The following is a 25,439-nucleotide window of genomic DNA, read 5'->3' as shown; positions in this document are numbered from 1 at the left end:
TCAAAGTTAGACAGGCAGGCGCTTCCGTTGAAAATCTTTCCGTTTTCGGCTTCATTTCCAGAAATGAGCCCGAAAACGGAAAGGTTAAAAACTTCCACCTTTCGCGCGCGGCACTTACACCATCCCGCACCAAAAATTCCTGACCACTGCGTGGGTGGGCGGAATGTAGGCAATTCTAACATTTCCGATTAACTTGGGATTCCTATTCCTGCCCTATGAACCCAACCAGAAACCGATCGGCGCTGCTTGTGCTGTTTATTTCCCTGCTATTTTCCTGCTCCACCACTGAGAAGGCATCGTCTACCCAAGAGGCGCAGCGCTGGAAAGAACAGGCCAACCGCGTGACCATTATCAGAGATGATTTTGGCGTGCCGCACATCTATGGCAAGACAGACGCCGATGCGGTGTTCGGGTTGCTGTACGCGCAGTGCGAAGACGATTTCAACCGTGTGGAGCGCAATTATCTGTGGGCCATTGGCCGCCTGGCCGAGGTGGAAGGGGAGGAGCAATTGTACAGTGATTTGCGCGCGAGACTGTACATGACCCAGCAAGAAGCCATGCAGCAATATGAACAGAGTCCCGCCTGGCTCAAAACGCTGTGCCAGGCTTTCGCCGATGGCATTAATTATTACCTGCACACCCACCCCGAGGTTAACCCTAAACTGCTCACCCGCTTTGAACCCTGGATGCCCATGTATTTCTCAGAAGGCTCTATTGGCGGCGACATTGAAAGCGTGAGTACCAATCGCATTAAAGCATTTTATGAAAATAAGGGCAAACTGGGCTACGTGGCCCCTAAAGGAAGTGGTCTGGTAAAGCCTGCGCTGCTGGCTGAGCCGCAGGGTTCCAACGGCTTCGCAATTTCCGGTAAACGCACCGCCTCGGGCAAGGCCATGTTGCTGATTAATCCGCATACGTCTTTCTTTTTCAGGGGCGAGGTGCATGCCGTGAGCGAGGAAGGCCTGAATGCCTACGGCGCCGTGACCTGGGGCCAGTTCTTCATTTACCAGGGCTTCAACGAGAAAACCGGCTGGATGCATACCTCGGCGTACACAGATGTGGTAGATGAATTTGAGGAAACCATTGTGCAAGAAAACGGCCAGTATTTCTACCGTTACGGCACTGAGAAACGACCCGTAACGGTGGGTCAGGTGACATTAACCTACAAAGCTGGCAACGAACTCAAGAAGAAAACCTTCCCCACGTACCGCACCCACCACGGCCCCATCACGCACCAAAACGGCGACAAATGGGTGGCCACGGCCTTGATGTGGAAACCTTCTGAAGCCCTGATTCAGTCCTACACGCGCACCAAGCAAGGCAATTTCAAGGAATTCAACCAGATGATGCAGTTGCGCACCAACTCCTCCAACGGCACCGTGTATGCAGACGCTGACGGCACCATTGCCTATTACCACGGCAACTTCTTCCCGCGCCGTGACCCGGCCTTTGACTACAGCAAACCCGTGGACGGCAGCAACCCCAAAACCGACTGGAACGGCATTCATCCGCTGGAGGAAACCATACGGGTGATCAACCCGCCCAACGGCTGGATCCAGAACTGCAATTCCACGCCTTTCACCAGCGCGGGCGAGTACAGTCCCAAACCACAGGATTACCCCTCGTACATGGCACCTTCGCCCGAGAACTTCAGAGGAATCCACGCCATAAGGCTGCTCAAAAACGCCAATAATCTCACGCTTAATAAACTGATTGACCTGGCCTATGACCCGTATTTGCCTGGCTTTGAAGTCTTGATACCGGGTTTGGTGAAAGCCTATGATGCAGAAAAACCAAGTGACCCGAGGCTCAAAGAAGCCGTGGACGTGCTGCGCGCCTGGAATTTTGCGGTGTCTAAGGAATCTGTGGGCATGTCTTTGGCGCATTTCTACGCCACGCATTTGTTGAAAAGCGGAAGCGCCCCGCGCGCCATGAACGTGATGGAGCGCTTTGCCTATTACGCCAACACGGCCCCTGCCAAAGAACGACTCAGCATTTTCAAGCAGGCGCTAGACCAATTAGAGGCAGATTTCGGGCAATGGCGCACGCCCTGGGGAGAGATTAACCGTTTCCAACGCCTCACCGGCGACATTAAGCAGCCGTTTAATGATGCCCAGCCCAGCTTGCCGGTAGGCATGGCATCTGGCAATTGGGGCGCTTTGGCGTCTTATGGGTCCAGCGCTTTCAACACCAAAAAACTGTACGGAACGCTGGGCAACAGCTTTGTGGCCGTGGTGGAGTTTGGCGACAAAGTGAAAGCAAAATCCATCTTGGCCGGCGGCCAAAGCGGAAACCCCGCCTCGCCACACTTCAATGACCAGGCCCAACGCTACACTGATGTGCAGTTCAAAGACGTGGCCTTTTACAGAGAAGACGTCATGAAACGCGCCAAACGCACCTACAAACCCGGCGAGCGCTAGCCTTCAAACTTCTTGGTTGGAGGTTTTTCGTTTTCTGCTTCATTTCTGAAAATGAGCCCTAAAACGGAAATTCTCGCCACTTCCCAAGCAAATATCTGGCAGGCCAAGCCAGTCTAGAAAATCGATTTAAACTAACACTTCCTAAACCCTAAAACCCCCGATGCCTGAGAAAACTGAAATGTCCCGCAGCCAGATTAAAGTGGGCTTGTACGCCGCCGTGGTGGTGTTTTTGACCTATATCATGATTTTCGGGTTCCGGAAATCGTTCACGGTGGCCACTTTTGACGGGCTGGAAGTGGCGGGCTACAGTTACAAAACCATATTGGTGATCAGCCAGATGCTGGGCTACCTGCTGGCGAAATTCTACGGCATTAAGTACATCTCTGAGCTCAAGCGCACGGGTAGGGGCGCGGTGATTTTGCTGTTGACCGGCATTGCATGGGCGAGTTGGCTGTTCTTCGCGGTGGTGCCCATGCCGTACAACATTGTATTTCTGTTTATCAACGGGTTTCCGCTGGGCATGCTGTGGGGCGTGGTGTTCTCGTACGTGGAAGGCCGGCGCAGCACTGATTTCATTGGCGCCACGCTGGCGGTGAGCTTCATTTTTGCGTCGGGGTTTGTGAAGTCAGTGGGGGCGTGGCTCATGGTGCAGTTTGGGGTGTCTGAGTTCTGGATGCCGTTTTGCACCGGTGCGGTGTTTGTGCCGCCGCTGGTGCTGTTTGTGTATTTGATGGAGAAAATTCCGCCTCCCAATGCCCAGGACGTGCAACTGCGTGCTGAACGCACCGCCATGACCCCTCAAGACCGAAAGAACTTTGTGAAGGAATTCTATGCCGGCATTGTGGCCTGCGTGGTCATTTATGCCTTCGCTACTATTTTCAGGGACATCCGTGATAACTTTGGGGCCGAGATGTGGAAGGAACTGGGCTACTTTAACCAACCCGCCCTTTTTACCCAGACAGAGACGCCCATCACCTTGATTATTCTGGTCTTGATCGGCTCCATGGTCCTGATCAAAAACAACCACCGCGCCCTGCAGACCGCCCATGTGTTCATATTGCTGGGCTTTGTGCTGGCGGGCGGTTCCACTTTGCTGTTCCTTTCAGATTCTCTGGAACCCGCCTGGTGGATGATGTTGGTGGGCCTGGGTTTGTACATGGTCTACATTCCGTTTAACGCGGTGTTTTTTGACCGCCTTATTTCCAGCTTCAAGTACACAGGCAACGTGGGTTTTTTGATTTACCTGGCAGATTCGTTTGGCTATGTGGGCAGCGTGGGCGTGTTGTTCAGCAAGGAAATTCTGAAAGTGCAGCTCAATTGGGTCACGTTTTTCTCCAACAGCGTGATTGGCCTTTCCGCCATTGGTGTGTTGCTGACCATTTTCTCCATGTTGTATTTCAGGAGGAAGTACCAGCAGTTTGAAGCACGGCCAGTGCAAGCGGCGGTTGTTTAAGCTGAATTCTGGCTTCTTCTTTGACACTCCTTTTTAATAAAGCACCACAAAAAATGCTTCATAAACCGCTAAGGTCTATGGAGCATTTCCGTTTTTGGCTTCATTTCTGAAAATGAGCCCTAAAACGGAAAATTCAAGGGTTTAGGCGATGCGCCAGACAATGGTCACGGTTTCGTTGAGGTCAATGTCATCGGGTTCAAAGTCCAGGGTGGGCTCATACAGGGTCATGGCGTCGGCTTCGTAGAGCGGGTAGTCGTGGCGCTTGGAGCGGAGCGTGATCTCGCGGTAAGAGAAGTCAATGTCCAGGATCTCCTGGAGCTGCACGCCGGTGGCCTGGGCAATGAGCGCGGCGTTTTCCTTGGCTTTGGCAATGGCCTCCAGAATGGCCCGCTGCTGGGCCTCCCGCGCGTCTTTCACCCCAAACGCGATGCGGAAGTCCAGGCTTTCCACCTCCTTGCTCACCTTGGCCAGCAGCGTGTTGATCAGGTCGCGCTCCAGGGGCAACTCCAACTCCAGGGCATGGGTAGCCTTGAACCCGTTGAACTCATGCTTCTCCAGTTTCTTGTTCCAGTTGGTGGATTTCTGGATGCTGAAATCCTTGGTCTTGACCTGTTTCCGGTCCACGCCCACGCGCTCCACCAAGGCCCGCAGGTTCTCCACTTTCTGGTTCAACTCAGCCACAGTTTTACTGTATTCCCAGGCTCGCGCCTCGGCGTTGAACGAGATCACAATAATGTCAGGCGACACCGCCACCTGCCCCTTGCCGGAGATTGTAAGTTTTCTTTCCATAGCTGCGGTATAGTCGTTATAAAAAAAACAAAAAAAATTACTACTTAAATAGGTGGCAGTTCCCTACTTCTTGTAAAATGCCGCATTTATTTGAATGCGAATATAATTATCTGACTTTATGAATATGCAGAAATATGATTATTACGCTTTTATTATTAAGGATGGATTAAAAATCTAAAAGTTAATTAACAAATATTTAGATTTTTTAAAGAAAATACCTAAAAGTAGGTATTTGACTAAGGTTTTTCATGAAGTAAATTTACCCCATACTTTAAGCCCTTTAATTTAAAATCATCATGAAACAAAAATTACTCTTTAAACTATTGGCAATTTTATTGCTAATAAGGTTCCACGCCGTTGGGCAAGAGAATATAAAGCCTTTAGCCCCATCTAATCTTATGCTTACTTCTATCTCAGAAACAGAAGTAAGTTTGAACTGGGTAGACAATTCTTCAGACGAGACTAATTTCAAAGTTTACAGGTCCGTTAGATCAGAATTTGACCGAGATACATTAGTATCTATTGTTGATGCAAACACGACATCCTACATAGCTAGTGGCCTTGTGAAGAATACCGTTTATTATTTCAAGGTTGTATCAATGAATAATAGCGGAAAAGCTTCATCTAACGTACAAGCTTTAAATCTAACTTGCCCGCCTGATTTACAGTTCAAAGATATTATAGCTGAACACTCTACAATCTCAATTAATGAAGAATTGCCCTTTAAGGCTACATCTAAAATTATTAATGCCTCGAGTTGTGCTAGTTTTGCTGATAATGTAAATTACAAAGTGTTTATTTCTTCGGATGAAATTTTAGATGCAGAAGATATTAACATCTCAATTCCTGAAAATGGAATTGATAAAAAAAAGGGTTTGAAAAATTTAGAAAATGAATTATTAAAAACCCCTTTTGTTGGCTTAGATCCAGTTAAAATTCCTAATAATATGGCTTTATTAGGTCAGCGTTATTTGATTTTTCAACTTGATCCAGAAAACCATGTCTATGAAGGATCTGAAACAAATAATTTGGCAGTTGTTCCAATATTTATAACTAAAAATGCTGGTTTAAAAATTGAAAATTTTGTAATTGTCAACACCAATAAGGAAAATGGCACAGTTACAGTGAATTTTGATGTAGTTAATACAGGAGAAGGTGCCTTAGGTGAATATTATATAGAATATTTGGCAGATAACTATTTAAATGGAAAAATTCTTATTGCAACAGATGAAGAGGATGGATTGATTCTAGGGCAAAGGAAAAGCATTAGTAAAACACTGCCAATCTCTTGTGTTAATTATGGTGCAAACAGTTTATTTGTTGAAGTTAATTCCAAGTCATACTATGGCAGCACTGCAATTAAATTAAACGATATTTCTAATACTATAGCTTCAGACCAGTTTTCATTAGTTGGTGAAAAACCCGACCTGCAGATGTTACTTAAAATAAAAAATGTGAAAACTGTAGATGCAGGACAGGATTTTACTGTAGAGTCAACCGTGTTTAATACCGGGGGGGGATTTAATGGTACAAATGTTATTACCTATTATCTTTCTGCAGATGGCAATATTGATGCTAACGACCAAGTACTAGGATCTTCTTCCTTTACTGCTGGACTTAGCTGCAGCGTTACTACTGTATTTAATAGCACTCTTACCGTTCCTTCTTCCCTTAATTTAGGAACCTATAGGGTTATAGCTAAAGTTGATGGTACTTCTCAACTAGACGAAATTAATGAAGAAAATAATTTAGCTTCAGATGTATTAGTTGTTTCTAAAGATCCAGACTTAGTATTGCAAAATTTTTCCATCAGTAATTTATCCCCTGCCGCCTACGAAAGCACTACAATTAATTTTGTTGTTAAAAATCAAGGACAGGGACCAGTTAGTGTAATCTATTTAGATGTATTTGTTTCTAATGATGATAATTTTAGCCCATCTACAGATGCTAGATTATTTTCTGGTACTAACTCAAATCAGCAGTTTGTCAAAATTCCAGCATTGGCATCAGGTGAAGTTTATAGTGGTTCAGTTAGTTTAGATTTTTCCACTTGTGGTGTTGAAGGGCAGAAGTTCCTTTTTGCAAAAATAGATGGATATTATCCTGATTTTGGTGATAACACAATCATTGAAACTAATGAAACCAATAATTATAATTCATCTGGAATTAAGGTTAATATTCAATCAAATCCTGATTTACAGGTTATAGCTCCATCTGAAAAATTAACTACTACTACCAATAAATTTAAAACTAATATTGGGATAAAGAATAATGGAAGTTCAGCTAAAATTAATAGCCAGTTAAAATTTTATCTATCTGATGATAGGCAGTTAGATCCTTCAGATAAGCTTTTGAAAACTATCACAATTAATGCTGAATCATTGCCATGTGAAGCAACACATTCCATTAGTGGTACAGAGATTATCCTGCCAGAAAGTTCAACATTAGGATCATATACTGTATTAGTTGTAGCAGATGCTGATAAAAATATTTTAGAGCAATCAGAAAACAATAATCTTAATTTCTTTGAAGTAGAGAGAATTGTTAATAGTAATGCTGGTCCTATTACCCCAACTCCAGAGCCATACACTATCACAACAGGCGCTCTTGCTGTCACCTCCATTCGGACGGGGATATCCTTCGCTGTACCATACACCAAGACGGGGGCTTACGAGCGCTATGTGAATGAATTCCGTGTGGAGCTTTCGGATGCGCAAGGCTCTTTTTTAAACCCGGTAGTCATTGGAGCATACGCAGTTAGAAACCCTATCCATGCCAGGGTTCCTGCCGGTACGCCATCAGGAACGGGCTACAGAGTACGCGTGGTAAGCACTTCGCCTTATATCATTGGTACTGAGTCTCAACCTTTCACCGTAGTAGGCGTAGAGTCCAACACCATCACAACAGGTGTATTAGCCTCTTCTGTCCAAAGAGTTGGCATTTCGTTTGCAGTGCCTTATACCAAGACAGGTACCTACGAGCGCTATGTTAATGAATTCCAAGTTGAACTCTCTGATGCATCCGGCTCTTTCAGTAATGCCGTTATCATAGGAGCATATGCTACACGTAACCCTATTTACGCGCGTATTCCAGCTAATATTCCATCTGGTAACGGTTATAAAGTTCGGGTGGTAAGCACATCGCCCAAAGTTATTGGTACTGAGTCTCAGCCTTTCACCGTTATAGGGCAAACATTTGCGGCTGCGTCAATTGATGAAGAGGAGAATCCAATTAAGATAGCCGGTACCACAATCAGTAATGAGTTTAAGCTTTCTGTTCACCCTAACCCGGTTATTCTTGGAACTGAAGTGATGGTTTCCCTTGGAGATGCAGTTGAAGGTGCTTACTCAGTAAATGTTTTTGATCTAACGGGTAAAAATATACACACCGGTAGGCTTACACATACTGGCGGGGTATTGCAGAGTTCCGTACCTACCAGTGGGTTAAAGCCAGGTTTATACTTAGTGAGAATATCATCAGGGGACTTAAGCTTTCAAGCCAGATTACTAGTACAGTAGAGATAAACCTGAGGAGCGATTTAACTAGCTAACTAGAGCAATTTGTCGCTCCTCAGATTCTTTATTATAGACTCCACCCATTATTTTGTTTAAACTTAATCCTGTTATTTACATATCCAAATTTCTTATAAATTTTATATTTAATAATAAGATTCCCCGCGCAGTTTTGTTCGGGGAATTTTAATTATTAGTTAGACTTGAACAGCTATTTATATGAAAAAGTGGGTATTGTAAGTTTAAGTCTTAAATTATTTAAGGTGTTTAGCTTGCGAATGATAAAACAATTTAGTGCTTGTTTAAATTTTAACTTTCTGGTTATCAGCCCAAACGATTGAGAATAACTTGGCAGTTCTGCCAAAGCACCCAACTTTCGGCGCTTTCGGTCGTTTTCTCGTGGTCTTTGTCGAGCCTGCTGAAGAAGGAGAACATGCCGAAGGCCCGCTCCGTGACCCACCTCCACCTCACAGGGGCGAAACCCTCCGTTCCCGGCGGCTTGGATGACACCTCCAACTCCACGCCCAGCAAACTTTCCTCCACCCAGGCCATGAAGCCCTTCTGGTAGGCGGCGTCGGCCAGTATCTTCTCCATGCGGTGCAGGTAGCCCTTCATCGGCTCCACCACCCTGCGGGCCAGGGCCCCGTCCGCCCTGTTGGCCCCGTGCACCACCACGCCCCACACCAGGCCTAGCGTGTCGGTGACCACGTGCCGCTTCCGCCCGTTGACCTTCTTGTTGCCGTCCACGCCTGTCTCCTGTGAGATGAACGGGCCTGCCTTAACCGACTGGCTGTCAATGCTGACCATGCTGGGCGAGTCCGCCTTGCCCTGCCTTCTCCGCTCCCGCATGTTCAGGGCCCAGTTAAGCCTCTCCAGCGTGCCGTCCGACTTCCATAGGCGGAAGTAGTAGTACACCAGCTGCCACTTGGGGAAACACCCCTGCGGCAGGTTCCGCCACTGGCATCCCACGCGAAGCACGTAAAATATGGTGTCCGCTATAACCCGAAGGCTGTGCAGACGTTTCCTATCAGTGGGCAGCGATGACTTCATCGCCTCCCATTGCGAGTCAGTCAATTTCCTGTACTGGGATTCCATAAGCACCGAAGTTTGGTCAATTAATGCTTACGGGCTGACTCGCTTTTTTTATCCCTTTCCAAAATTTAAACATGCTCTTAAACTTAAATAGGTATTTTGATTCCTTTAGATACGATTACAAAAGGATATATAAGTGTGTTGTTACGGTAATAACGGAGAGGGAGCGGAATTGATGCACGAGTAAGCCTTTGGCTTCGGTTATATAAAGATTGCAACATAACAAAATAAAAAAGCCACTCCATTTTCATGAAGTGGCTTTTTTAGTAGTCCCTAGGATACAATTCTCGAACCAATTCATAGAAGCGCTTGAAATTCTTTCTTGTAGCTTCAAAGGTATTTAATAGTTACAGCTATAAAATAGTATGGGTTGTAAATCGAAGATTTAATATTATTTGCCAGGCACTTTTAAACCAAACTATTTTAAATAAAAGGGCAGCCTTTTTCTAGTATCAAAAGCACTCTTTCACTTTCAACGCAGACCTTCTCTGCAGTGGATTAAAAAGAATCTTGGTTTTTAAGGTCAAGGAAACTTCGAGCCAAATGAAAATCTTTATTTACCTTGCTTAAAGCATACTATCCCAACTTTACTTCAAATACATGAGTTCTTACCACGATGTAATGCAGGTCTGCCTAAATGGCCATGTATCGACTGCTAGGTACAATTCCAACCCACATTCAAGGAAAAATTACTGTATTAGCTGCGAGGAGCGTACCATCACAAATTGTCAGAATCCAGAATGCAGGGCTCTGATTCCCGGTGATGTGATTCATTCAAATATAGCTATTCTGGGCGGCTTCGGGCCTGTCGCACCAAAAATATGCGACGTATGCGGACAGAAATTCCCATGGTACGAGCAAAGAAAGAAAGCAGACGAAGAATACATAGCTGCAAACAAGCGGAGAGCGGAGGAAGAAAAGCAGCAGAGTAGGTTGGCTGCATTGAAATCTATAGAAGTTACTGTACAAGGCCACGGGAACGTCATCAACCTTGGTTCAATGGTAGACAATGTAATCTCAAATTCCCAAAAACTTTCCAAGGCTGGAGAAGAAGGAGTTGCTGAAGCCTTAAAAGCTCTGTCAAATGCCATTGAGAGGTCAAGTGCGTTAGTTGAAAATGAGAAAAAGAAGTATTTAGAGCAGTTGACCGTTTTGAGCGAGCAAGCGATAATACCCGAAAATGAACGATTGCCAAAATCGGTTTTGCAGCCTCTTATTAGCTTTGGCTTGGGAACATTGGGAGCAGCAAGTGATCTTTCCCAAGTTTGGAGTACATGGGAACCCGTTTTGACCGGTTTTTTTCTCTCTTGACCTTCTTGCCAAAGTCAACTTAGGTAAGCAATAAGTGCCAAGTAAATTATTTACCTTGCTTAAACAACTAACACCGACCAAAATGAAACTACTTTTCAAAACGGCTGCGCCAAATAAGCTAAAGAAAGATATTATTGCCTTAATAGAGGATAAAAGCCTCAACACATGGGCTATTCACGAGGATGAAGACACTAAATATTTAAAACACACTAAACAATGGGGGGAGAAGGGTGTAATCCAATTATTGGCTAATTCTGAAAAAAAGCACCTTAGCGTCGAGGTCCTGAAATTCAAGAAAGAAAAAGCAGAAGTTAAAGATTTCGAGGGGTATTATTTGGGGCGGTTCTGTGAAATCATCTTTGTTAACTTCGCAACAAAATATTCCTCCATCGAGAGAGAGTAGTAATAAACTAGCACAATGACTAAAGAAGAATGGCAAACCCTGAATACGCGGTTGGTTAATATAGTTTCTGAGTTCTCTGAAGCCTATTCGATGTATAAAACCGGCAGCAACAATACTAAACGGGATAGAGGACTTAGAGATGCAGAAGCTAACATTCATCTAGCTATTGCATATATAAAACAACATGCAGAGGCTTTAGAACTGCTAACTGGAGGGCCGAATGTTCATTGGCAAACAAGAACATTTAAATTTGATGAATTCAAACAACTTCAGTGGTTTGGTAAAGATATGCCAAGGTTCCTTGAGAAAATCGATGAAAAGATTTCCAGTTTTGAAACACCAATCTAGGACTAAACTTCATTCTGAATCTGTTAAGGGAAAGTCCTTGCAGAAAAGATGGGAATAAGATTGGCTGGCCTTTTGAGACAGTTGTTTATAAAAGAGCTTGAGGAAGATGAGAAGAAATAATGGCAAAAAATCAAAGAGGAAAATGGAGAAAAACAGTTGGCAGGCTCAGAGAGGGTTTGAAGTGTTTTTTTGATGGTTATGAGATATTTTTTGAGGCTTAATTTTTTAAGAACAAAAAAAAGAGGGGAAAGCTTGTTCAAATCGATTTCAGCCAGCCCGTCTCCAGAGTTGAAAACGGTAGTGTGTATATAGAGAATATGAGAAAACACTTACTCCTTTTATTGCTATTCATTTCTGTTTCAGTTATTAGTTACAGTCAGTCTTCCAGGGCTAGAGGATCCCAGCCATCAAATAATGCACTTCTAGATACTATTAAGTCTTTGAGATTTGAACTCAAAGCCAATTCAGAAAAACAAGAGTGGAAAAATACGGTACTTGAAGAGAGATTAGAACAAGCCTCGGAAACAATTTCCAATCAAAGCTCACTACTTGGAGGATTTGGAACTGTTTATTCAATTGTTACATTGGTATTTACAATAGGAGGATTATTGGCTCCGTTGGCAGTCTATTTTTTTGGAATCAGACCATACCAAAAAGAATTAAAGGACTTGGAGGGTTATTTAGATAAAAGACTGGAAAAATACCTAACCAATAACCGTCAACAACAAATTGAAAAAGCTATTTCAGATTTAAAAGGGCCAAATTATGGTTTACGAACAAACGCGGTAAATTTCTTCCAACTTACACAACACCTGGGATTTTCAGATACTCAAATATTCGATTTAATTAGTATGTTGAAGGACCCTTCCATTGATGTGGATACTAAAACCAGCATTGCATATGCGATTTCAAATTGTGAGAATCGGTTCTCCACTGAGTTCTTTTCAGATGCAGTGAACCAATACTATATCCTACATATTAGAATTGCAGCAATACGTTATTTTGCAAACACTGGGATTGAGAATCATCTTGAGGTATTCCGTAAGGCTTTAAGGTTAGCAGAGGATAAATCTGAAGAATTCAGGATTTTATTTTCATACTTAGATACCAAATCAAGATTAATATTGATAAACGATGGGGAGTTTATTAATGAGTTAAATGCCGCATCACTTGCAATTGTTAAAGAGTTTTGGCCTGCGTATAAGCAATCTTGGCAGATTAGCGAAAAGGAACTAAAGGAATCCTACCTTTATAAAGTCTCCGAAGAATCTAAAAAAGAATGATTAGAGTTTCTGTTCTGTAAATAGCCTTGCCCACGCTGCGAGGCTTTTTAAATCTAAATTGAGGAGAATAAAAATTTCTAACTTTGAATTAACCTTTGGCTTTAGAAAATAGCTAAAATCGCTTTGCTTCAATATGGATGTTGATGACCTCTACAGATTATTAGTTAAACTAACGGATCTGCCTAATGAAAACGAATGGGTTGAATTCAAAGAAAACAATGGTGATCCGGAATCTGTCGGAGAAAGGCTCTCTGCTATTTCTAATAGCGCCAGTATTCATAATCAGTCATATGGGTACCTGGTCTACGGCGTTAATGATAACGATCATTCGATTGTTGGAACTTCCTTTACTCCAACTAGAGAGAAAAGGGGTAATGAACTAATCGAACATTGGATCGCGCAGCGGCTTAATCCTAGAATTGATTTTAGGATTTATGAATTCGATTTTGACGGTAAATCAATCGCCATCTTTGAAATTCCTGCGGCTATAGACAGGCCTGTTCAGTTCCAGCATATTTCATATATCAGGATTGGGAGTGTTACAAGAAAACTTAGAGATTTCCCTGAAAAGGAGAAAAAAATCTGGAGAAAGGAAATTAATAACCAGTTCGAGCAAGGTTTGGCAACAAAAACGATTTCTGGCGAAGATGTTGTCCGGCTTCTTGATGTTCAAACCTATTTTGATCTTTTAAACTTACCTCTCCCTTCAACAAGAGATGCTATTTTAAAAAAGCTTCTATCCGACAAGTTTGTTGTAAAAGATGGCAATTATTTTAACATTACTAATTTAGGTGCAATTCTATTTGCAAAATCCCTACAGGATTTTGATAGGTTAGCTAGAAAGGCTATTAGAGTTATCCAATATGAGGGCAAGAACAAGCTCAACACTCTTAAAGATCAACCTGGTGTAAAAGGATATGCGTCCGGTTTCCTTGGGTTAATAGATTATATAAACGACAAACTACCATCAAATGAAGAGGTAGGAAAGGCTTTCAGAGAGACAGTAAGGATGTATCCTGAAATTGCTATTAGGGAACTTGTAGCAAATGCTTTGATCCATCAAGACTTTCATGAAACGGGGTCTGGTCCAATAGTTGAAATTTATATTGACAGAATAGAAATTACCAATCCTGGTACACCTATTATAACCACAGATAGGTTTATTGATGAATATCAGTCTCGTAATGAGGCACTCGCATCTTTTATGCGGAGAGTAGGCATCTGCGAGGAAAAAGGGAGTGGAATTGACAAGGTAGTTGCTCAGGCTGAGCTATTCCAATTGCCAGCCCCAAATTTTCAAGGCCTTATAAAGAATACTAAAGTGACTCTATATGCTTATCAAACATTAAATGAGATGGATAAAACAGATAAAATTAGGGCCTGTTATCAACATTCTTGTTTGAAGTATGTATCTAATGAAAGAATGACAAATCAGACTCTTAGAGAAAGATTTGCTATTGAAAGCCATAACTATTCAACTGCTTCTCGGATTATTGATGATACTAAACAAGCTGGACTTATTAAGGATTATGATCCAGAAAATAAATCGAGGAAGCATGCTAGGTATCTTCCATTCTGGGCGTAGTCACTAAAATAGCTCTTATGTGATGGTTATGTGATAGGTAGATCGGAATCAAGTTAAAAACTGCTTAAAATGCTTAAAAACAGCGATTTCTTATGTGATGGTTATGTGATAAATAATAATTAAAATTATAAAGTGCAATTTAATAAAGAAAAATTAATGTACTAAATGACTCTGCACTGAAAGTGCAGAGTCATTTAGTTTAAGAGCTTAGTCTGGTTTAGTTTCGTCCCTTCAAAAACTCTGTTTTCTCCCTCTCACTCTCTAAAAGTCGCTCCAACAAAGCAATCTTTTCATCATAAAGGGCAACAATTTTATCAATTGGATTGAAAGTACACTGATAATGTAATGAGGTGGAGCTGTCGTGGTAAGTATTACCGATAATATTAAAAACCGCCTCTTCGCTAAAGTTCTTAATGGCTTCAGGCTGAACGCCTAAAATCTTAGCCACTTTCGCCAGTATATCTTCCTCCACCGTTTCGCTGGCTTCCATCCGGGACACTGTCTGCTGGCTCACGCCCAGCTCCTGGGCCAGGACTTCCTGCTTAATGCCTCGCAGTTCCCGGATGCGGCTGATCTTACGGCCAATATGTGCTGGTTTCATAGTCGTTTCCATAGTGCCAAATATAGGGTTTTCAGGTGAGTAAGAAAAACACCGCTGCTGGTAGAATACCCGCGGTATGGGTTCGGTACACGGAGGCAAAGCGCCATATTCAAGTAAACTAAAGAGGCAAGCCTATGCACCCTGTGAAAACAAACATGCTTGATGGGATTATTCACCTGTCGGAAGAGGAGCGGGAAGAACCTGTCTTGGTTATCTTTCTGTTGTTCAGCATCAGCTCCCTGGAGAATCTTCGTCTGGATTTGTGGCAATACCTGAAAGCAGCCACTACCAGACTGGGTTGGCCCATGCTGCCCCAGCCCGGAGACGCCCCTTTCCTGCAGAAAATGCTGGAAAGACTGATGGAGGCCTGCTGGCTGCTGCTAAGGGAGAAAGAAGCAAGGGACGGCCAGGTGACTCTACCGTCCTTTGCGCCCGCATCGGAGGAGTGGTGGCAAGACCAAAGGCAGGTGCAGGGGGAACGGGAACAGCTTCAGGCAGCGCATGGTGGCCGTATCCGGCTGCTCCGGTTACGGGAAATGGAGAACCCATACCTGGTGATGAAAGTATTCTTCAACGCCATGCCCCTGTCAGGCTGGAAAGCTTTGTTAGACGATTGGACGGAGTACGCCCTGCGCCGGGCGAGCCTTTTCGAGGAAACGGAGAACCACAACCTGCTCGTGCATTACGAGCTGTTGGAGAAACTGTTGGAGATGGCCTATTGCATGAGCGCCAGCCTAGAAGGGAAAGAGCAAGTAATACTAACAGGCGTACACCATGAAGAATCAGCAACCGCCTAAGGTAGTCAAAGCACTCTCGCCAGATTTGCGCCAGGATTTTCTGACCTTTCTGGAAGAGGTTCCGCCGGGCCGGTTAAACCGAACCCTGCGCGTGTTATTGCTAGATTACCTCATGTATAACAAAACAGGGCTGCCACACAGATTCCCTATCATGATGTCTGACCTCTGCAAGCTCACTGAGGTATTGGATACAGCGCAAAGAGACACCCAGGGCTGGCATAAAGCGGACGAAGAGTTTGAGTAGAAACCGGCTCAGGCCGCAGTCCTAATGCCACTCTTAATAGCACCCTACTGCATCTTAACGGCCTTTTATACAAAATTATGGCAGGCAAGGTTGAATCACTGGGACTCTGTGACCATACCCGCTCTGTCCTTACGGGTGTAGTGCGGGAGATTATCGCTTTTCTGGCAGAGACAGTGCAGCCCGAGAAGATTTTTCTGCTCAACCATCCCACCTTAGATGGGGCAGGAGCCACTGGGTATGTAGACCTGCTGGTGGTGGTGCCCTGCAGGAGCCACATCCTTTTCGCCGAGCACCAGGGGCTGGTGGAGTTCTCCAACCTGCGTAGCCACCAGGTTGTCTGCTCGCTCCACCGCTCAGACGCCGTCAGCGCGGCACTAGCGCAGGGGCATATCCATTATTCACTTTCTTGCACACCAAACAGGCTGGTATATAATAGTGGGGATAGCCCATTGCCTGTTACGCCCCAGCACCTTTTGCAGGCCCTGAGGGAGCAGGCCACCCTGAAGTTTGAGGAAAGCTACGGCAAGGCCCTGGCCTTTTATGTCAGTGCCCAAAGCTGTGCACATGAGGTTATCGGGATTTTTCTGCTGCACCAGGCAGCCGAGATGGCCTACCGGGCGATACTGCACTCGCTGATGGACAAAGCGCCTCATACCCACTCCATCAAAGCCCTCATCAAGCATAGCAGACGCTGTACCCCACAGCTATATTCCGTCTTTCCCCGAGACACCCCCGCAGAAAAGCAACTGGTGCACCAACTGGAGGATGCCTACCTGAAAGCCCGGTACGAGCCAGGGTACAGTATCAGTCCGAATGTACGTGAGCTTCTGTTCGAGCGGGTAGGGAAGTTGCTTGGGGTAACGCGGCAGGTGTTTGACGGGAAGGTGAAAAGCTTCTTTACCTAGGTTATTTGCTGCCTTGATACAACCTGTTTTATAGTTAAGCCTTGAGGAGTGCATGAACCTTCTTCCAATGCCTGGATACCTGACTAGCAATTTTGTTGTCAGGAATAATGTTGGCAGCCATTCCGGCGTATGAGATATAGTTGCCCCAATCGTATTTGTGGGAAACCTTCCACCTGTTGCTATGAAGCGGATCCCTCTTATAAACCCTTTTCCTGCCTGCTCCTAAATACGTGTACTTTTTGTACAGTCTTCGCTTAAAAATTTCCTGCCTATTTTTCTCGTTGCCGAATCTGGAGAAGAATTTCCCTCTTCTGACGCTTCTCTTCAGTTTCCGGTAGTAGGACGCTAGACTTGCGGTTTTCAGGTAAGTGTGTTTGCCGTCGAAGGAGAACCCCAGATACTCGAATTTAGTGTTCGACTGCAGGCTACCGGTTTGAAGGTTTTTCTCCTGGCAGTTATACCTGTTTTCAATTTTACTGAATCTGAAAACCTGGGTTTTGTCTGACTGGAAACAAAGTTGGCATTTTCCGATTTCGAAGTTTAGCAGATCAATTACCGCCTGCTCGTACTGGGCTTCACAGACTACCACCATGTCATCAGAGTATCGCCTGTACATACCATTAAACTGCTTAATCAATGTGTTGATTTCATGGTCGAAGTTCAGCAGGTAAATGTTTGCCAGAACAGAGCTGATGGGTGAGCCTTGCGGAATGCCTTTTTCTCTAAGCTGACCTCTGGAGCTGTCTGAGTACTTATTGCTTTTTATCAGGTTCTTCTCCCTGATTCTATCTGATATGACGTCCTTGGTACAAAAGGCGACAGCACCCCTGTTCTTCAGGTATTTTCTCCGGGTAACTTTACCCTTCTTTTGAAGCTTAGACTTCGTTTCTATAATAATCTCATTTTTGAACTCAGAGAAAATATCACGTTCCTCGACAAAAGAGAACTTCGTGATATTCCTGAAGACATTGTAGTGGTCATCATCTAAGTCTAAACCTTTACCGACTACGCCGCGCCATGCCTTCTTCAGGTACTTATGGTTAAGGTTGTCAAAGAAGCTTTTGATATCAAAGGTAATTGCCACTAGCTCATCGTTACCGCTTCCTTTAATGAACTCGAAAACCTCAGATGCAAAATCGATATTGCATTTGTTCCTTGACTTGGGGTTAGCCGGATTTAATGGGATCCTCCTGTATGCGGTAACACAGTCCTCCAGTTCTAATTCTCTGAGCCTTGCTTCATAGGCAGAAGATAGCTTATTGGCGTAGAAACCATAAATATTAGAGTCTAGGTGATTGGCATAATAGATATGCCTTACCTTCTGGCTCGGTTTCCTGAACTCACTACGTGACCCATCGGGTTGCTTTTCCCTCCTGAATTTGCGTACGGTAATTGTTTTATGAATGAAGGGGAAAAAAGCGTGACTTTTTATTTTGTCAGGGTTTTTTACATAGTCATATACCCAATTTCTATCCGAAGGCACTAACGGTGTGCCGATGTGGGGGTACCTTTTTAATCTGAACCAGTCTTTCTTAGTCACGGCTTTCCTTCAAAAAACTATAATACAGGGATAGGTAGTGGCGCGGAGCAAGCTGACTTAATGGGACAGCACATGCATAACACGATACTCTCCTGACGTTAAACTCAGAGTATCACCCCTTCAAGCCGGGAAGAATATTATTCATAACTTCACACATAACACAGATTAATGCCATGCTAAAGAGATCAATAATAAAGTACCTAATAACAGTAGCCAGATATATATTGTTGTATCTGTTGGAAGAAACTGGTGTTTCTGCATTGTTATATGGAATGCGTTATCCTTATCAACGTATGTCTTGATAAGCAGTATTGGAAAAAACGTGCTGTCCAGCTCTACCTATCACCTGTACTATAGATTCAAAGATATAAAAAGCAAACGTATTGCTTGTATTTTTTATAAGACCTTTATCATTATATTAACTTATCCGTCTGAAGCTTATTTCTTATTAGCCTATGGCCTACACGTGATTGTCCCTATTGCGACAAGCTCTAAGAATTAGAAAAATACATTGTAATCTGTTTGTGGTTCGGAGGCAATTCCATCAATTAATTCTGTTCATCGCAACAATATGTAAGCCTTGGGACCTTGGTATACAAGTTTTCACTTGGCTTTAAAATAATTATATTGAGAATTACGACATTTGCATAAACCTATGCAGAAGGCAAGGCCCATGATTCAGGCCACTGCCAAGATGTAAGGATTGAATATTCAATGGAGACTGACTACTGGATGTGCGGTGTTAGTGTGGCCTTCTCTTGGAAGGGCAAAAAAAGGGCTCATAAGAGCCCTTCGTCCGCGAAGGAGTAGTATTCCTCGCTGGTGAGGATCAGGTGGTCCAGAACGGCGATGTCCAGGAGGCTGCCTCCTTCCTTGATCTTCTTGGTAAGTTGGATGTCCGCCGCGCTGGGGGTAAGGTTTCCGGAGGGGTGGTTGTGGCAGAGGACGATGGCCGAGGCGCAGGCCTTGAGCGCGGCCACGAAGATGAGCTTGGGGTCGGCCACCGTTCCCGCGACGCCTCCGGTGGAGAGCTCGTAGAGACCCAGCACCTTGTTGGCCCGGTTGAGCAGCAGCACCTTGAATTGCTCCACGAACTCCAGCTTCCCATTGTCCCAGTTCCCCTTGAGGAGATCATAGATGTCGGTGGAGCAGGTGACCTTGGGTCTTTCATCGGGTTTAACTTTTGAGCGGTAGGTGAGCTTCACTTCGGCCACTCTGTGATTCACGGATTTCCTGGCTGTCGTTTCCATAATCGTTCGCGTTTAAAGGTTAGGGAATTGATTATGGTGCCCCACTTGCCCGCGGGGCGGACTTAGGGCAAGGTGGAGACAGAGAAAATGCGGAGGGACCCCGGCAGGGGATACCCATTTTGTCTGTACTACCTTGTCCCGTGTCCGGACCACGGGCTAACTTCGCGCCGGAATGAATGCCCTTTCCTCTCGCTTAGGAGCCATAAGGGAAAGCCGCTGGTGAGAGGAGTCTCCCACCTTTATCCAAAGAGAGAATGCAGTTACCACCGCCAAGCTGTGGGAATGTGGGAAACCCGGCCGAGGGTTTTCCATATTTCCACGGCCCTCGCCTGGGTAGGGTAAAAGGAAGTATCATGGAAGGGGTATGTGACTTAGCTGCACCTTTAAAGGAGCGCTTGAGTTCATGCCTGGGCATGAGGGTGTTTACCCTTTAACACCCTAAAAGCCTTAGAGGAAATCTCGCTTTTCAGAAGTCAGAAACCGCAAGTTCCGCAGCGGTTTCCGCCCTTGCCCGATAGGGTCATAGGGCATTTTTGTGGACAAAAATACATCTTGCCGAACACACTGGTGTTCGCTTAGCTGGTAAAATAAATTCGCTTCTCAAATGATGAAAGCATTAAGGATGGATATGGTAAATCCAGTTTGAAGATTGGCCTTAACCAAGCTTTTGTTCCTGATGGAAATATTTATGAAAGGTAGAATTTACTGATTGACGTAATAAAACTTGACGGGCATGACATAGCTAATCATCCAACATTTTGCGTTGGATCCAAACTATTCAGGTGCTATAAAAATTTTGTTGAGTAACCTGTTTCCTTACAAAGCTTTGGTTAAAAATATATGAGGGTACCACCATATAGATGCCATATAAAAAACTCAAAAAGACAGTCTTCCTTCAATTGAGAATATGGCTTGGCAACCTATAGAGTCTCGCAAATCTTGTAAAGAATTTAGTTACAATTAAGATCCTTATATTCAATATTACAGCTCAGGAACGTTCGTTGCTGAGCTGTAAAATAGGGGGTAACTTAGCAAAAAAGAAAAAATGAAATGGGCGGCAGGGGAGAAAAGTCATATGTTTTTGCAATTGCAAAACAGCACCTGAAATTCCAACAGCCACTCTTATATATATATGGAGTATCAGAAGTACATCGCCTACTACCGGGTGTCGACCGCCAAGCAGGGCAGGAGCGGCCTTGGCCTGGAGGCCCAGCGCGCCGCCGTCATCTCCTTCACCAAAAACCCAGACGGCATCATCCGGGAGTTCACCGAGCATGAGTCCGGCAAGAATGACGACCGCCCACTGCTGGAGCAGGCCATTTTGGCGGCCAAGAAGCAAAGCGCCACTTTGATTATCGCCAAGTTGGACCGGTTGAGCAGGGAGGTGGCCTTTCTTTTCCAGCTTAAGAAAAGGGTAGAGAAGAATAACATCAACTGGCTGTGCCTGGACATCCCCGAGATGAATACGCTCAACATCGGTATATGGGGAACCATGGCCCAGCACGAGCGGGAGCAGATAAGCAAGCGCACCAAGGTTGCGCTTCAGGCACTGAAAGCCCGTGGCCAGCAATTGGGCAATCTGGATAATTTGACTGAAACCGGCAGGGAACTTGGCGTTGAGGCCATCAAAAAGAAAGCAGCCTCCAATGATAATAACAGGAGGGCAGCCGAGTTAATTTGTCTTTACCGGGATCAACGAATGACTTGGCTAGGCATTGCCGAGAAGCTAAACCAATCCGGCTTCAAAGCTAGCAGGGGCGGAATATTTCAGGCAATACAAGTTCAAAGAATTCATCACCGTTATTGCGAGAAGAGCATTTAAATACAGAAACGCATTTAGACACCCTCGTCTCAACTTCTAGGAATTAAAAGGCTCCTGATTTTTTAAAATCCCATTGCATAGTCTTGTTCTGAATCTGGAGAGACAAACAATTAATTTAAGGTACAAGAGGGTTATGCAGAACCTAAGATCCAATCTAGGCTCAGTGAATCTGCTTCAGCTTTACATATCCTCTATCCTAGACGCTCATCTATTGTGGGGAATAACAGGAAAGGATTGATTTGCTTCTAGCATCGTGATAGAATGGAACTTGCCCTATTATATCATATACCCATAGTTATTCACCCTTTTTGATTTGTAAAATGTAGGTAGGGGTAAACCTAAGCAATACATTAGAATTGTCATTCGCCTTATACATCCTCCACTGCCCAGACGATCAACTAGTTTTTGGAGATCATTATAGGTTTATACGGGCCATATTTATGCTGATGTTCACTATAAGAGTCCTTGTAAGGACCAAACGGATGGTCAAAGGGTTTTTTTGATATATCTGGCCAGTCCTTTCGTGTATCTTTCTTAGGCCGGGGCATGGTATTCACATACGCGGCTACATCCCAAGCCTCCTCATCGGTCAGCTGCGGATTGCGGTGGGTGGCTCCTAAAGGCATGTTGGCCTTCACATAGCGCGCAAAGTTGGAGATACGGTAAAGCCCGGCCCCATCATTGTAACTGTTCTTTCCCCAGAGGGGCGGATACTGGAATTCAGGGTTGCCGGGTGTTTTAATGCCCTGACCCTCCTGCCCGTGGCACGTTTGGCATTTCTGCACGTACACGGCCTTGCCAAGTTCAGGACTAGTCGCACGATCCAGCACCTCCATTTCAAGAAGCCCAGATCCTTTGACATTGTCGCCTTTTTTCACGTCTTTCCCTACCCATTTAATGTATGCCACAATGGCCTCCATTTCTTTGGATTTAGGGGAGAGCGATTGACCATTCAAGCTGCGCTCGAAACAGTCGTTTACCCGCTTTTCAATGTTCTCGCTTTTGCCTGAGCGGGCCCGCACTTTTGGATAGGAGGAAGCGACCAGCGAATAGTTGTTGCCAAAGGGCTTGGTGCCGGCCCCGAGGTGGCAGTTTTGACAATTCATGCCGTTTGAGATTTGTAGGACACTGCCGGTAGGGCCTATGTATTTGGCAGTGTGGGCCACCAAATCCTGGCCATATTTTATTTGTTCGCCTGCTGCTCCGGCAGGAATTGTTGACTGGTCCGGGGCTTCCCATAAGTAATCCTCTACCAAGGTTGAGGCAGTGAAGGTTGTAGCAGAGGACTTAGAAAGCGCAATGGATGGGCCAGACTGCATTGCGTTAGATGGGTAGAACAGAGTAAATATGACTGCCCCCAGCAATGTAAAGACCGCAAAGACGGTAAAACCTACCGCTTTGGTCATGTTAAATAAAAAGTCAATTAAGTTTTTTTCCTCATTGAGTTTCATCGGCTTGTCAGGTTAGGTACATTCATAGGTAAAATTTACCGATTCAACCTAAGACGTTCTGTGACTTTAGTCACGCTAGCCCGGAAATGAAAAAATTTTTAAATGTGATGCCGGGAGAGTCTACCATAAGCATCGAATCATTCAAAAGAGGCAGGGCAAAATGACACCTTGTTACCTTAATGTAGGCTTTTTAAGTGTTGTTATGCTGGAAACATAAAAGGACAATGCTAAAAGCAGCTTCTTTAACTTTAAGTGTTTATTGTCTAGTAATTGATTGAGACATCTAAAAATCTCTAGTATAAAGTGTATTAAAAAAAGCGGGAAGCAATACTCCCCGCTTTTTTAGCTTACCTAAACACATAGTCCACATTGGGCAACTGTGAAAGCACCGGCGATGCCAGGTCAAGGACCTTGGCTCTTCCGTCAATATTAGGTGAAACAGTGCCATTTTTCTTCAAGTATTCCTCCATTACATCATGAACGGTATAATCTAATACCTTAGGATGTTTGGCATTTGGCATGCGACATAATACATGGTCTGGCTCACCGGTTCTCCTGCAGGCCGCCATGGTGTATTCACGCTTCAAATCAAGCGGTTTTCCTCCCACTGTGATAGACTGAACACGCTCTCCTTTTGGTGCGTTTGCTTTGAAGGTCAGCTCCATGCCAGAGAATCTAATGACCCAACCACCGAAACGCTCCAGTGGCTTCTCCGCAAAAACGTTGTGTAATTCCTGTTCCATCCAGTTTTGTATCTGCTGGCCGGTTACCCTTCCTGTTTTTACATTCTCGTTCACGGGTAGCATGTTCCAGATGTCACTATATGTAATAGGTGCTTTGCCTGAAGCATCAGGCACAATTGGAGTACCGAAACGAAAGCCATTTGAAATGGCAATGTCAGCACCAGTCTTCCAGCGAACAGCATCAGTTATCATATTATCCAAAGCATTTTCAACCACCAGGTAGCGGTACAAAGGTTGCGTGGTATAGCCTAAAACACGGTCCATCTGTTTTTTGTAGGGAGCTATTTGCTCGTCTACTATTTTCTGAACAATAGGATCTGCGGGGTATTTTTTTGGATCCACATCAATTAGTTCGTAGTTCTGGCCTACTATTTTTCCGTCTTTCACCTGAAGGTCCAGGCGACCAACAAAAGAACCGAAGCCCCCCGGCTCTACCACCTGGGCATACTTGCGCTTAAGTGGCTTTCTGATTCTTTCATGCGTATCGTTGCCCAGTACAAAGTCCACGCCTTCAATTTCGGGTTGGTCCGCTAGGTATATTTGCTTGGAAATCCCCAAGTGCGTTACCAGGAACAAGATGTCAACGCCTTTTTCCTCTTTCAACTCTTTGATAAGGGGCTGCATGTTGTCTTCCAGATTCTTAAAAAGGAGACCTTTGCTGAAGACGGGGTTCTGGCGGATAGGCACCTCGGGGTCATTGTAGGAGATAAAGCCCAGTTTTACACCTTTCATTTCCTTGATGATGTAGGGAGGGTACACCATAGCAGAGGTAGACTCATCATAGATGTTTGCGCACACTACCGGCTTTCCATAGGACTCCATGATACTGCGCATTTTTTGACTGCCAAAGATGACTTCCCAATTACCCGGAATCAGGAAATCATAATCCATGGCCCTGATCACAGGGGCGATGGCGTCCCCTTCAGACATAGCCGCAACGGCACTACCCTGTATCAGGTCTCCGCCGTCCACAATCACAGTGCCATCGGGGTTTTCTTTTTTCACCAGCTTAAAAAGTGTCTGAATATGGGCCATGCCGCCACGTTCTTTAAACACAAACTTTCCGTTCTCGACAAACATCTCCTGGTGGGGCATCAGCTGTCCGTGGATGTCTGCCGTCTGTAGGATGGTGATGGTTTCAACGCCATTTGTATTGTCAGTGGTTTTACCCTTTTCCAACGCCTGGCAAGAGCTCAATGCAACAAAGCCAATTACGGGTAGGGTAGAAAGTATAAATCTTTTGATGTGTAGCATCATGTTATTATAGTTTAATAGAAAGGAAGGATAAGCTTAACATAGGAAGGCTTACCTGAATTTTGGCTGTTAAATTTTACAAATATACCCTATCTTCAAGCTCAAATACTGTAGGTATAAGCCTTACATGAGCCGGGAGGGTGTAGATAGAGGAAGCAAACCACTGTTTGACGTAGCCCAGTAATTGTCCTAAAACTGGAAGATATTTAGCTGAGCCGAGGTGGGTCAGGCTCTAAATATTTACTAAGAGAGAAATATATTGCCTGCTTGTAGCCAGACTTTTGTAAGTCCAGCAAAAGGGGAACAGACACGAATTCATCAGCAGGCGCCGTGCTTATCATTTTTACAGAACATTGGATTTCAATAGTCTCCTTTTTCAGCCCGTTTTCTGTATCGGGTGCTTTTTTAAGTAGCTGTTTTAAAAATACGGTTTCATCACCCGATGCCGCTAGCCGCTTTTGAGCTTCTTTCCTCAGACAAACCTTTTTTATTGACACACCTGCACGCTCTCCTGGCACGAAGCTGATTACCGTTAGCATCGAAAGATGAAGGATTATCATCAACAGGGCCCATATATGCAGGTAGTGCTTCAAGTAATGCATTTAAGCTTTAGAACGGATTGTTATTGTAAGGTTT

Annotated in this window: 20 protein-coding genes; 12 read left to right on the top strand and 8 right to left on the bottom strand. The window is 44.5% G+C overall.

Annotated elements, in window-relative coordinates; translation table 11 throughout:
• Positions 1 to 215: 215 nt before the first annotated feature.
• Both IMY23_RS06450 and IMY23_RS06445 read left to right on the top strand, forming a co-directional pair.
• Positions 216 to 2,420, top strand: a complete 2,205-nt coding sequence (locus IMY23_RS06450; protein ID WP_192821297.1) for an acylase — start codon at positions 216 to 218, stop codon at positions 2,418 to 2,420.
• A gap of 160 nt (positions 2,421 to 2,580) precedes the next feature.
• Positions 2,581 to 3,873 (top strand): DUF5690 family protein, encoded by a 1,293-nt coding sequence (locus IMY23_RS06445; RefSeq protein WP_192821296.1) that lies wholly within the window; start codon positions 2,581 to 2,583, stop codon positions 3,871 to 3,873.
• Positions 3,874 to 4,014: 141 nt separating this feature from the next.
• Here the strand turns inward: IMY23_RS06445 and IMY23_RS06440 are convergent, their stop codons facing one another.
• The gene (locus IMY23_RS06440) at positions 4,015 to 4,662 is read right to left on the bottom strand and encodes an SIMPL domain-containing protein (protein WP_192821295.1); all 648 of its coding nucleotides are present in this window, start codon (positions 4,660 to 4,662) and stop codon (positions 4,015 to 4,017) included.
• Positions 4,663 to 4,958: 296 nt separating this feature from the next.
• On the opposite strand from IMY23_RS06440, the gene IMY23_RS06435 reads away from it, so the two are divergent.
• Positions 4,959 to 8,180 carry a CARDB domain-containing protein gene (locus tag IMY23_RS06435; RefSeq protein WP_192821294.1) on the top strand — a complete coding sequence of 1,074 codons (3,222 nt, stop codon included), beginning with the start codon at positions 4,959 to 4,961 and terminating at the stop codon, positions 8,178 to 8,180.
• A gap of 318 nt (positions 8,181 to 8,498) precedes the next feature.
• Here IMY23_RS06435 and IMY23_RS06430 read toward each other — a convergent pair whose 3' ends face one another.
• Positions 8,499 to 9,269 carry an IS5 family transposase gene (locus IMY23_RS06430; protein ID WP_192821293.1) on the bottom strand — a complete coding sequence of 257 codons (771 nt, stop codon included), beginning with the start codon at positions 9,267 to 9,269 and terminating at the stop codon, positions 8,499 to 8,501.
• A gap of 597 nt (positions 9,270 to 9,866) precedes the next feature.
• Here IMY23_RS06430 and IMY23_RS06425 point away from each other — a divergent pair.
• From IMY23_RS06425 to IMY23_RS06405, 5 genes are all read left to right on the top strand, one after another.
• On the top strand, positions 9,867 to 10,577 hold the full coding sequence (locus tag IMY23_RS06425; RefSeq protein ID WP_192821292.1) for a DUF2321 domain-containing protein: 711 nt from the start codon (positions 9,867 to 9,869) through the stop codon (positions 10,575 to 10,577).
• Between the two features lie 82 nt (positions 10,578 to 10,659).
• On the top strand, positions 10,660 to 10,980 hold the full coding sequence (locus IMY23_RS06420; RefSeq protein ID WP_192821291.1) for a hypothetical protein: 321 nt from the start codon (positions 10,660 to 10,662) through the stop codon (positions 10,978 to 10,980).
• 15 nt (positions 10,981 to 10,995) lie between these two features.
• Positions 10,996 to 11,328: a hypothetical protein gene (locus IMY23_RS06415; RefSeq protein WP_192821290.1), complete on the top strand. Its 333-nt coding sequence runs from the start codon at positions 10,996 to 10,998 to the stop codon at positions 11,326 to 11,328.
• A 317-nt stretch (positions 11,329 to 11,645) separates the two neighbouring features.
• A complete protein-coding gene (locus IMY23_RS06410) occupies positions 11,646 to 12,611 on the top strand; it encodes a hypothetical protein (RefSeq protein ID WP_192821289.1) in 966 nt (321 codons plus the stop codon).
• A 133-nt stretch (positions 12,612 to 12,744) separates the two neighbouring features.
• Positions 12,745 to 14,196: an RNA-binding domain-containing protein gene (locus tag IMY23_RS06405; RefSeq protein WP_192821288.1), complete on the top strand. Its 1,452-nt coding sequence runs from the start codon at positions 12,745 to 12,747 to the stop codon at positions 14,194 to 14,196.
• 217 nt (positions 14,197 to 14,413) lie between these two features.
• Here IMY23_RS06405 and IMY23_RS06400 read toward each other — a convergent pair whose 3' ends face one another.
• Complete coding sequence (locus IMY23_RS06400; RefSeq protein WP_192821287.1) at positions 14,414 to 14,809, bottom strand: helix-turn-helix domain-containing protein; 396 nt, start codon at positions 14,807 to 14,809, stop codon at positions 14,414 to 14,416.
• A gap of 131 nt (positions 14,810 to 14,940) precedes the next feature.
• Here IMY23_RS06400 and IMY23_RS06395 point away from each other — a divergent pair, with 131 nt between their 5' ends.
• From IMY23_RS06395 to IMY23_RS06385, 3 genes are all read left to right on the top strand, one after another.
• Positions 14,941 to 15,594 (top strand): hypothetical protein, encoded by a 654-nt coding sequence (locus IMY23_RS06395; RefSeq protein ID WP_192821286.1) that lies wholly within the window; start codon positions 14,941 to 14,943, stop codon positions 15,592 to 15,594.
• Positions 15,572 to 15,838: a hypothetical protein gene (locus IMY23_RS06390; protein WP_192821285.1), complete on the top strand. Its 267-nt coding sequence runs from the start codon at positions 15,572 to 15,574 to the stop codon at positions 15,836 to 15,838. Before IMY23_RS06395 ends, IMY23_RS06390 begins: the two co-directional genes overlap by 23 nt.
• Positions 15,839 to 15,915: 77 nt before the next feature.
• A complete protein-coding gene (locus IMY23_RS06385) occupies positions 15,916 to 16,743 on the top strand; it encodes a HEPN domain-containing protein (protein ID WP_192821284.1) in 828 nt (275 codons plus the stop codon).
• 34 nt (positions 16,744 to 16,777) lie between these two features.
• Here IMY23_RS06385 and IMY23_RS20300 read toward each other — a convergent pair whose 3' ends face one another.
• Positions 16,778 to 18,283: a reverse transcriptase domain-containing protein gene (locus tag IMY23_RS20300; protein WP_192821283.1), complete on the bottom strand. Its 1,506-nt coding sequence runs from the start codon at positions 18,281 to 18,283 to the stop codon at positions 16,778 to 16,780.
• Between the two features lie 779 nt (positions 18,284 to 19,062).
• The gene (locus IMY23_RS06375) at positions 19,063 to 19,533 is read right to left on the bottom strand and encodes a RadC family protein (protein WP_192821282.1); all 471 of its coding nucleotides are present in this window, start codon (positions 19,531 to 19,533) and stop codon (positions 19,063 to 19,065) included.
• A gap of 1,132 nt (positions 19,534 to 20,665) precedes the next feature.
• On the opposite strand from IMY23_RS06375, the gene IMY23_RS06370 reads away from it, so the two are divergent.
• Complete coding sequence (locus tag IMY23_RS06370) at positions 20,666 to 21,355, top strand: recombinase family protein (protein ID WP_192821281.1); 690 nt, start codon at positions 20,666 to 20,668, stop codon at positions 21,353 to 21,355.
• Between the two features lie 398 nt (positions 21,356 to 21,753).
• On the opposite strand, the gene IMY23_RS06365 is transcribed toward IMY23_RS06370, so the two are convergent.
• The 3 genes from IMY23_RS06365 to IMY23_RS06355 all read right to left on the bottom strand — a co-directional run bounded on the left by IMY23_RS06365 (position 21,754) and on the right by IMY23_RS06355 (position 25,396).
• Positions 21,754 to 22,806 carry a c-type cytochrome gene (locus tag IMY23_RS06365; protein WP_192821280.1) on the bottom strand — a complete coding sequence of 351 codons (1,053 nt, stop codon included), beginning with the start codon at positions 22,804 to 22,806 and terminating at the stop codon, positions 21,754 to 21,756.
• A gap of 347 nt (positions 22,807 to 23,153) precedes the next feature.
• Positions 23,154 to 24,806 carry a bifunctional UDP-sugar hydrolase/5'-nucleotidase gene (locus IMY23_RS06360; protein ID WP_192821279.1) on the bottom strand — a complete coding sequence of 551 codons (1,653 nt, stop codon included), beginning with the start codon at positions 24,804 to 24,806 and terminating at the stop codon, positions 23,154 to 23,156.
• A gap of 203 nt (positions 24,807 to 25,009) precedes the next feature.
• Positions 25,010 to 25,396: a hypothetical protein gene (locus IMY23_RS06355; protein WP_192821278.1), complete on the bottom strand. Its 387-nt coding sequence runs from the start codon at positions 25,394 to 25,396 to the stop codon at positions 25,010 to 25,012.
• Positions 25,397 to 25,439 lie beyond the last annotated feature (43 nt).

Source organism: Rufibacter sp. LB8, assembly GCF_014876185.1.
GTDB lineage: Bacteria > Bacteroidota > Bacteroidia > Cytophagales > Hymenobacteraceae > Nibribacter.
The sequence above is the reverse complement of the archived record's forward strand: the minus strand, read 5'-3'. Positions and strand labels throughout refer to the sequence as shown.

Coding starts and splice junctions, on each gene's coding strand:
- IMY23_RS06425 (WP_192821292.1), top strand. CDS start 9,867: ATGAGTTCTTACCACGATGTAATGCAGGTCTGCCTAAATGGCCATGTA.
- IMY23_RS06375 (WP_192821282.1), bottom strand. CDS start 19,533: ATGGAAACGACAGCCAGGAAATCCGTGAATCACAGAGTGGCCGAAGTG.
- IMY23_RS06360 (WP_192821279.1), bottom strand. CDS start 24,806: ATGATGCTACACATCAAAAGATTTATACTTTCTACCCTACCCGTAATT.
- IMY23_RS06390 (WP_192821285.1), top strand. CDS start 15,572: ATGAAGAATCAGCAACCGCCTAAGGTAGTCAAAGCACTCTCGCCAGAT.
- IMY23_RS06430 (WP_192821293.1), bottom strand. CDS start 9,269: ATGGAATCCCAGTACAGGAAATTGACTGACTCGCAATGGGAGGCGATG.
- IMY23_RS06385 (WP_192821284.1), top strand. CDS start 15,916: ATGGCAGGCAAGGTTGAATCACTGGGACTCTGTGACCATACCCGCTCT.
- IMY23_RS06405 (WP_192821288.1), top strand. CDS start 12,745: ATGGATGTTGATGACCTCTACAGATTATTAGTTAAACTAACGGATCTG.
- IMY23_RS06370 (WP_192821281.1), top strand. CDS start 20,666: ATGGAGTATCAGAAGTACATCGCCTACTACCGGGTGTCGACCGCCAAG.
- IMY23_RS06415 (WP_192821290.1), top strand. CDS start 10,996: ATGACTAAAGAAGAATGGCAAACCCTGAATACGCGGTTGGTTAATATA.
- IMY23_RS06400 (WP_192821287.1), bottom strand. CDS start 14,809: ATGGAAACGACTATGAAACCAGCACATATTGGCCGTAAGATCAGCCGC.
- IMY23_RS06435 (WP_192821294.1), top strand. CDS start 4,959: ATGAAACAAAAATTACTCTTTAAACTATTGGCAATTTTATTGCTAATA.
- IMY23_RS06440 (WP_192821295.1), bottom strand. CDS start 4,662: ATGGAAAGAAAACTTACAATCTCCGGCAAGGGGCAGGTGGCGGTGTCG.
- IMY23_RS06450 (WP_192821297.1), top strand. CDS start 216: ATGAACCCAACCAGAAACCGATCGGCGCTGCTTGTGCTGTTTATTTCC.
- IMY23_RS06365 (WP_192821280.1), bottom strand. CDS start 22,806: ATGAAACTCAATGAGGAAAAAAACTTAATTGACTTTTTATTTAACATG.
- IMY23_RS06410 (WP_192821289.1), top strand. CDS start 11,646: ATGAGAAAACACTTACTCCTTTTATTGCTATTCATTTCTGTTTCAGTT.
- IMY23_RS06420 (WP_192821291.1), top strand. CDS start 10,660: ATGAAACTACTTTTCAAAACGGCTGCGCCAAATAAGCTAAAGAAAGAT.
- IMY23_RS06445 (WP_192821296.1), top strand. CDS start 2,581: ATGCCTGAGAAAACTGAAATGTCCCGCAGCCAGATTAAAGTGGGCTTG.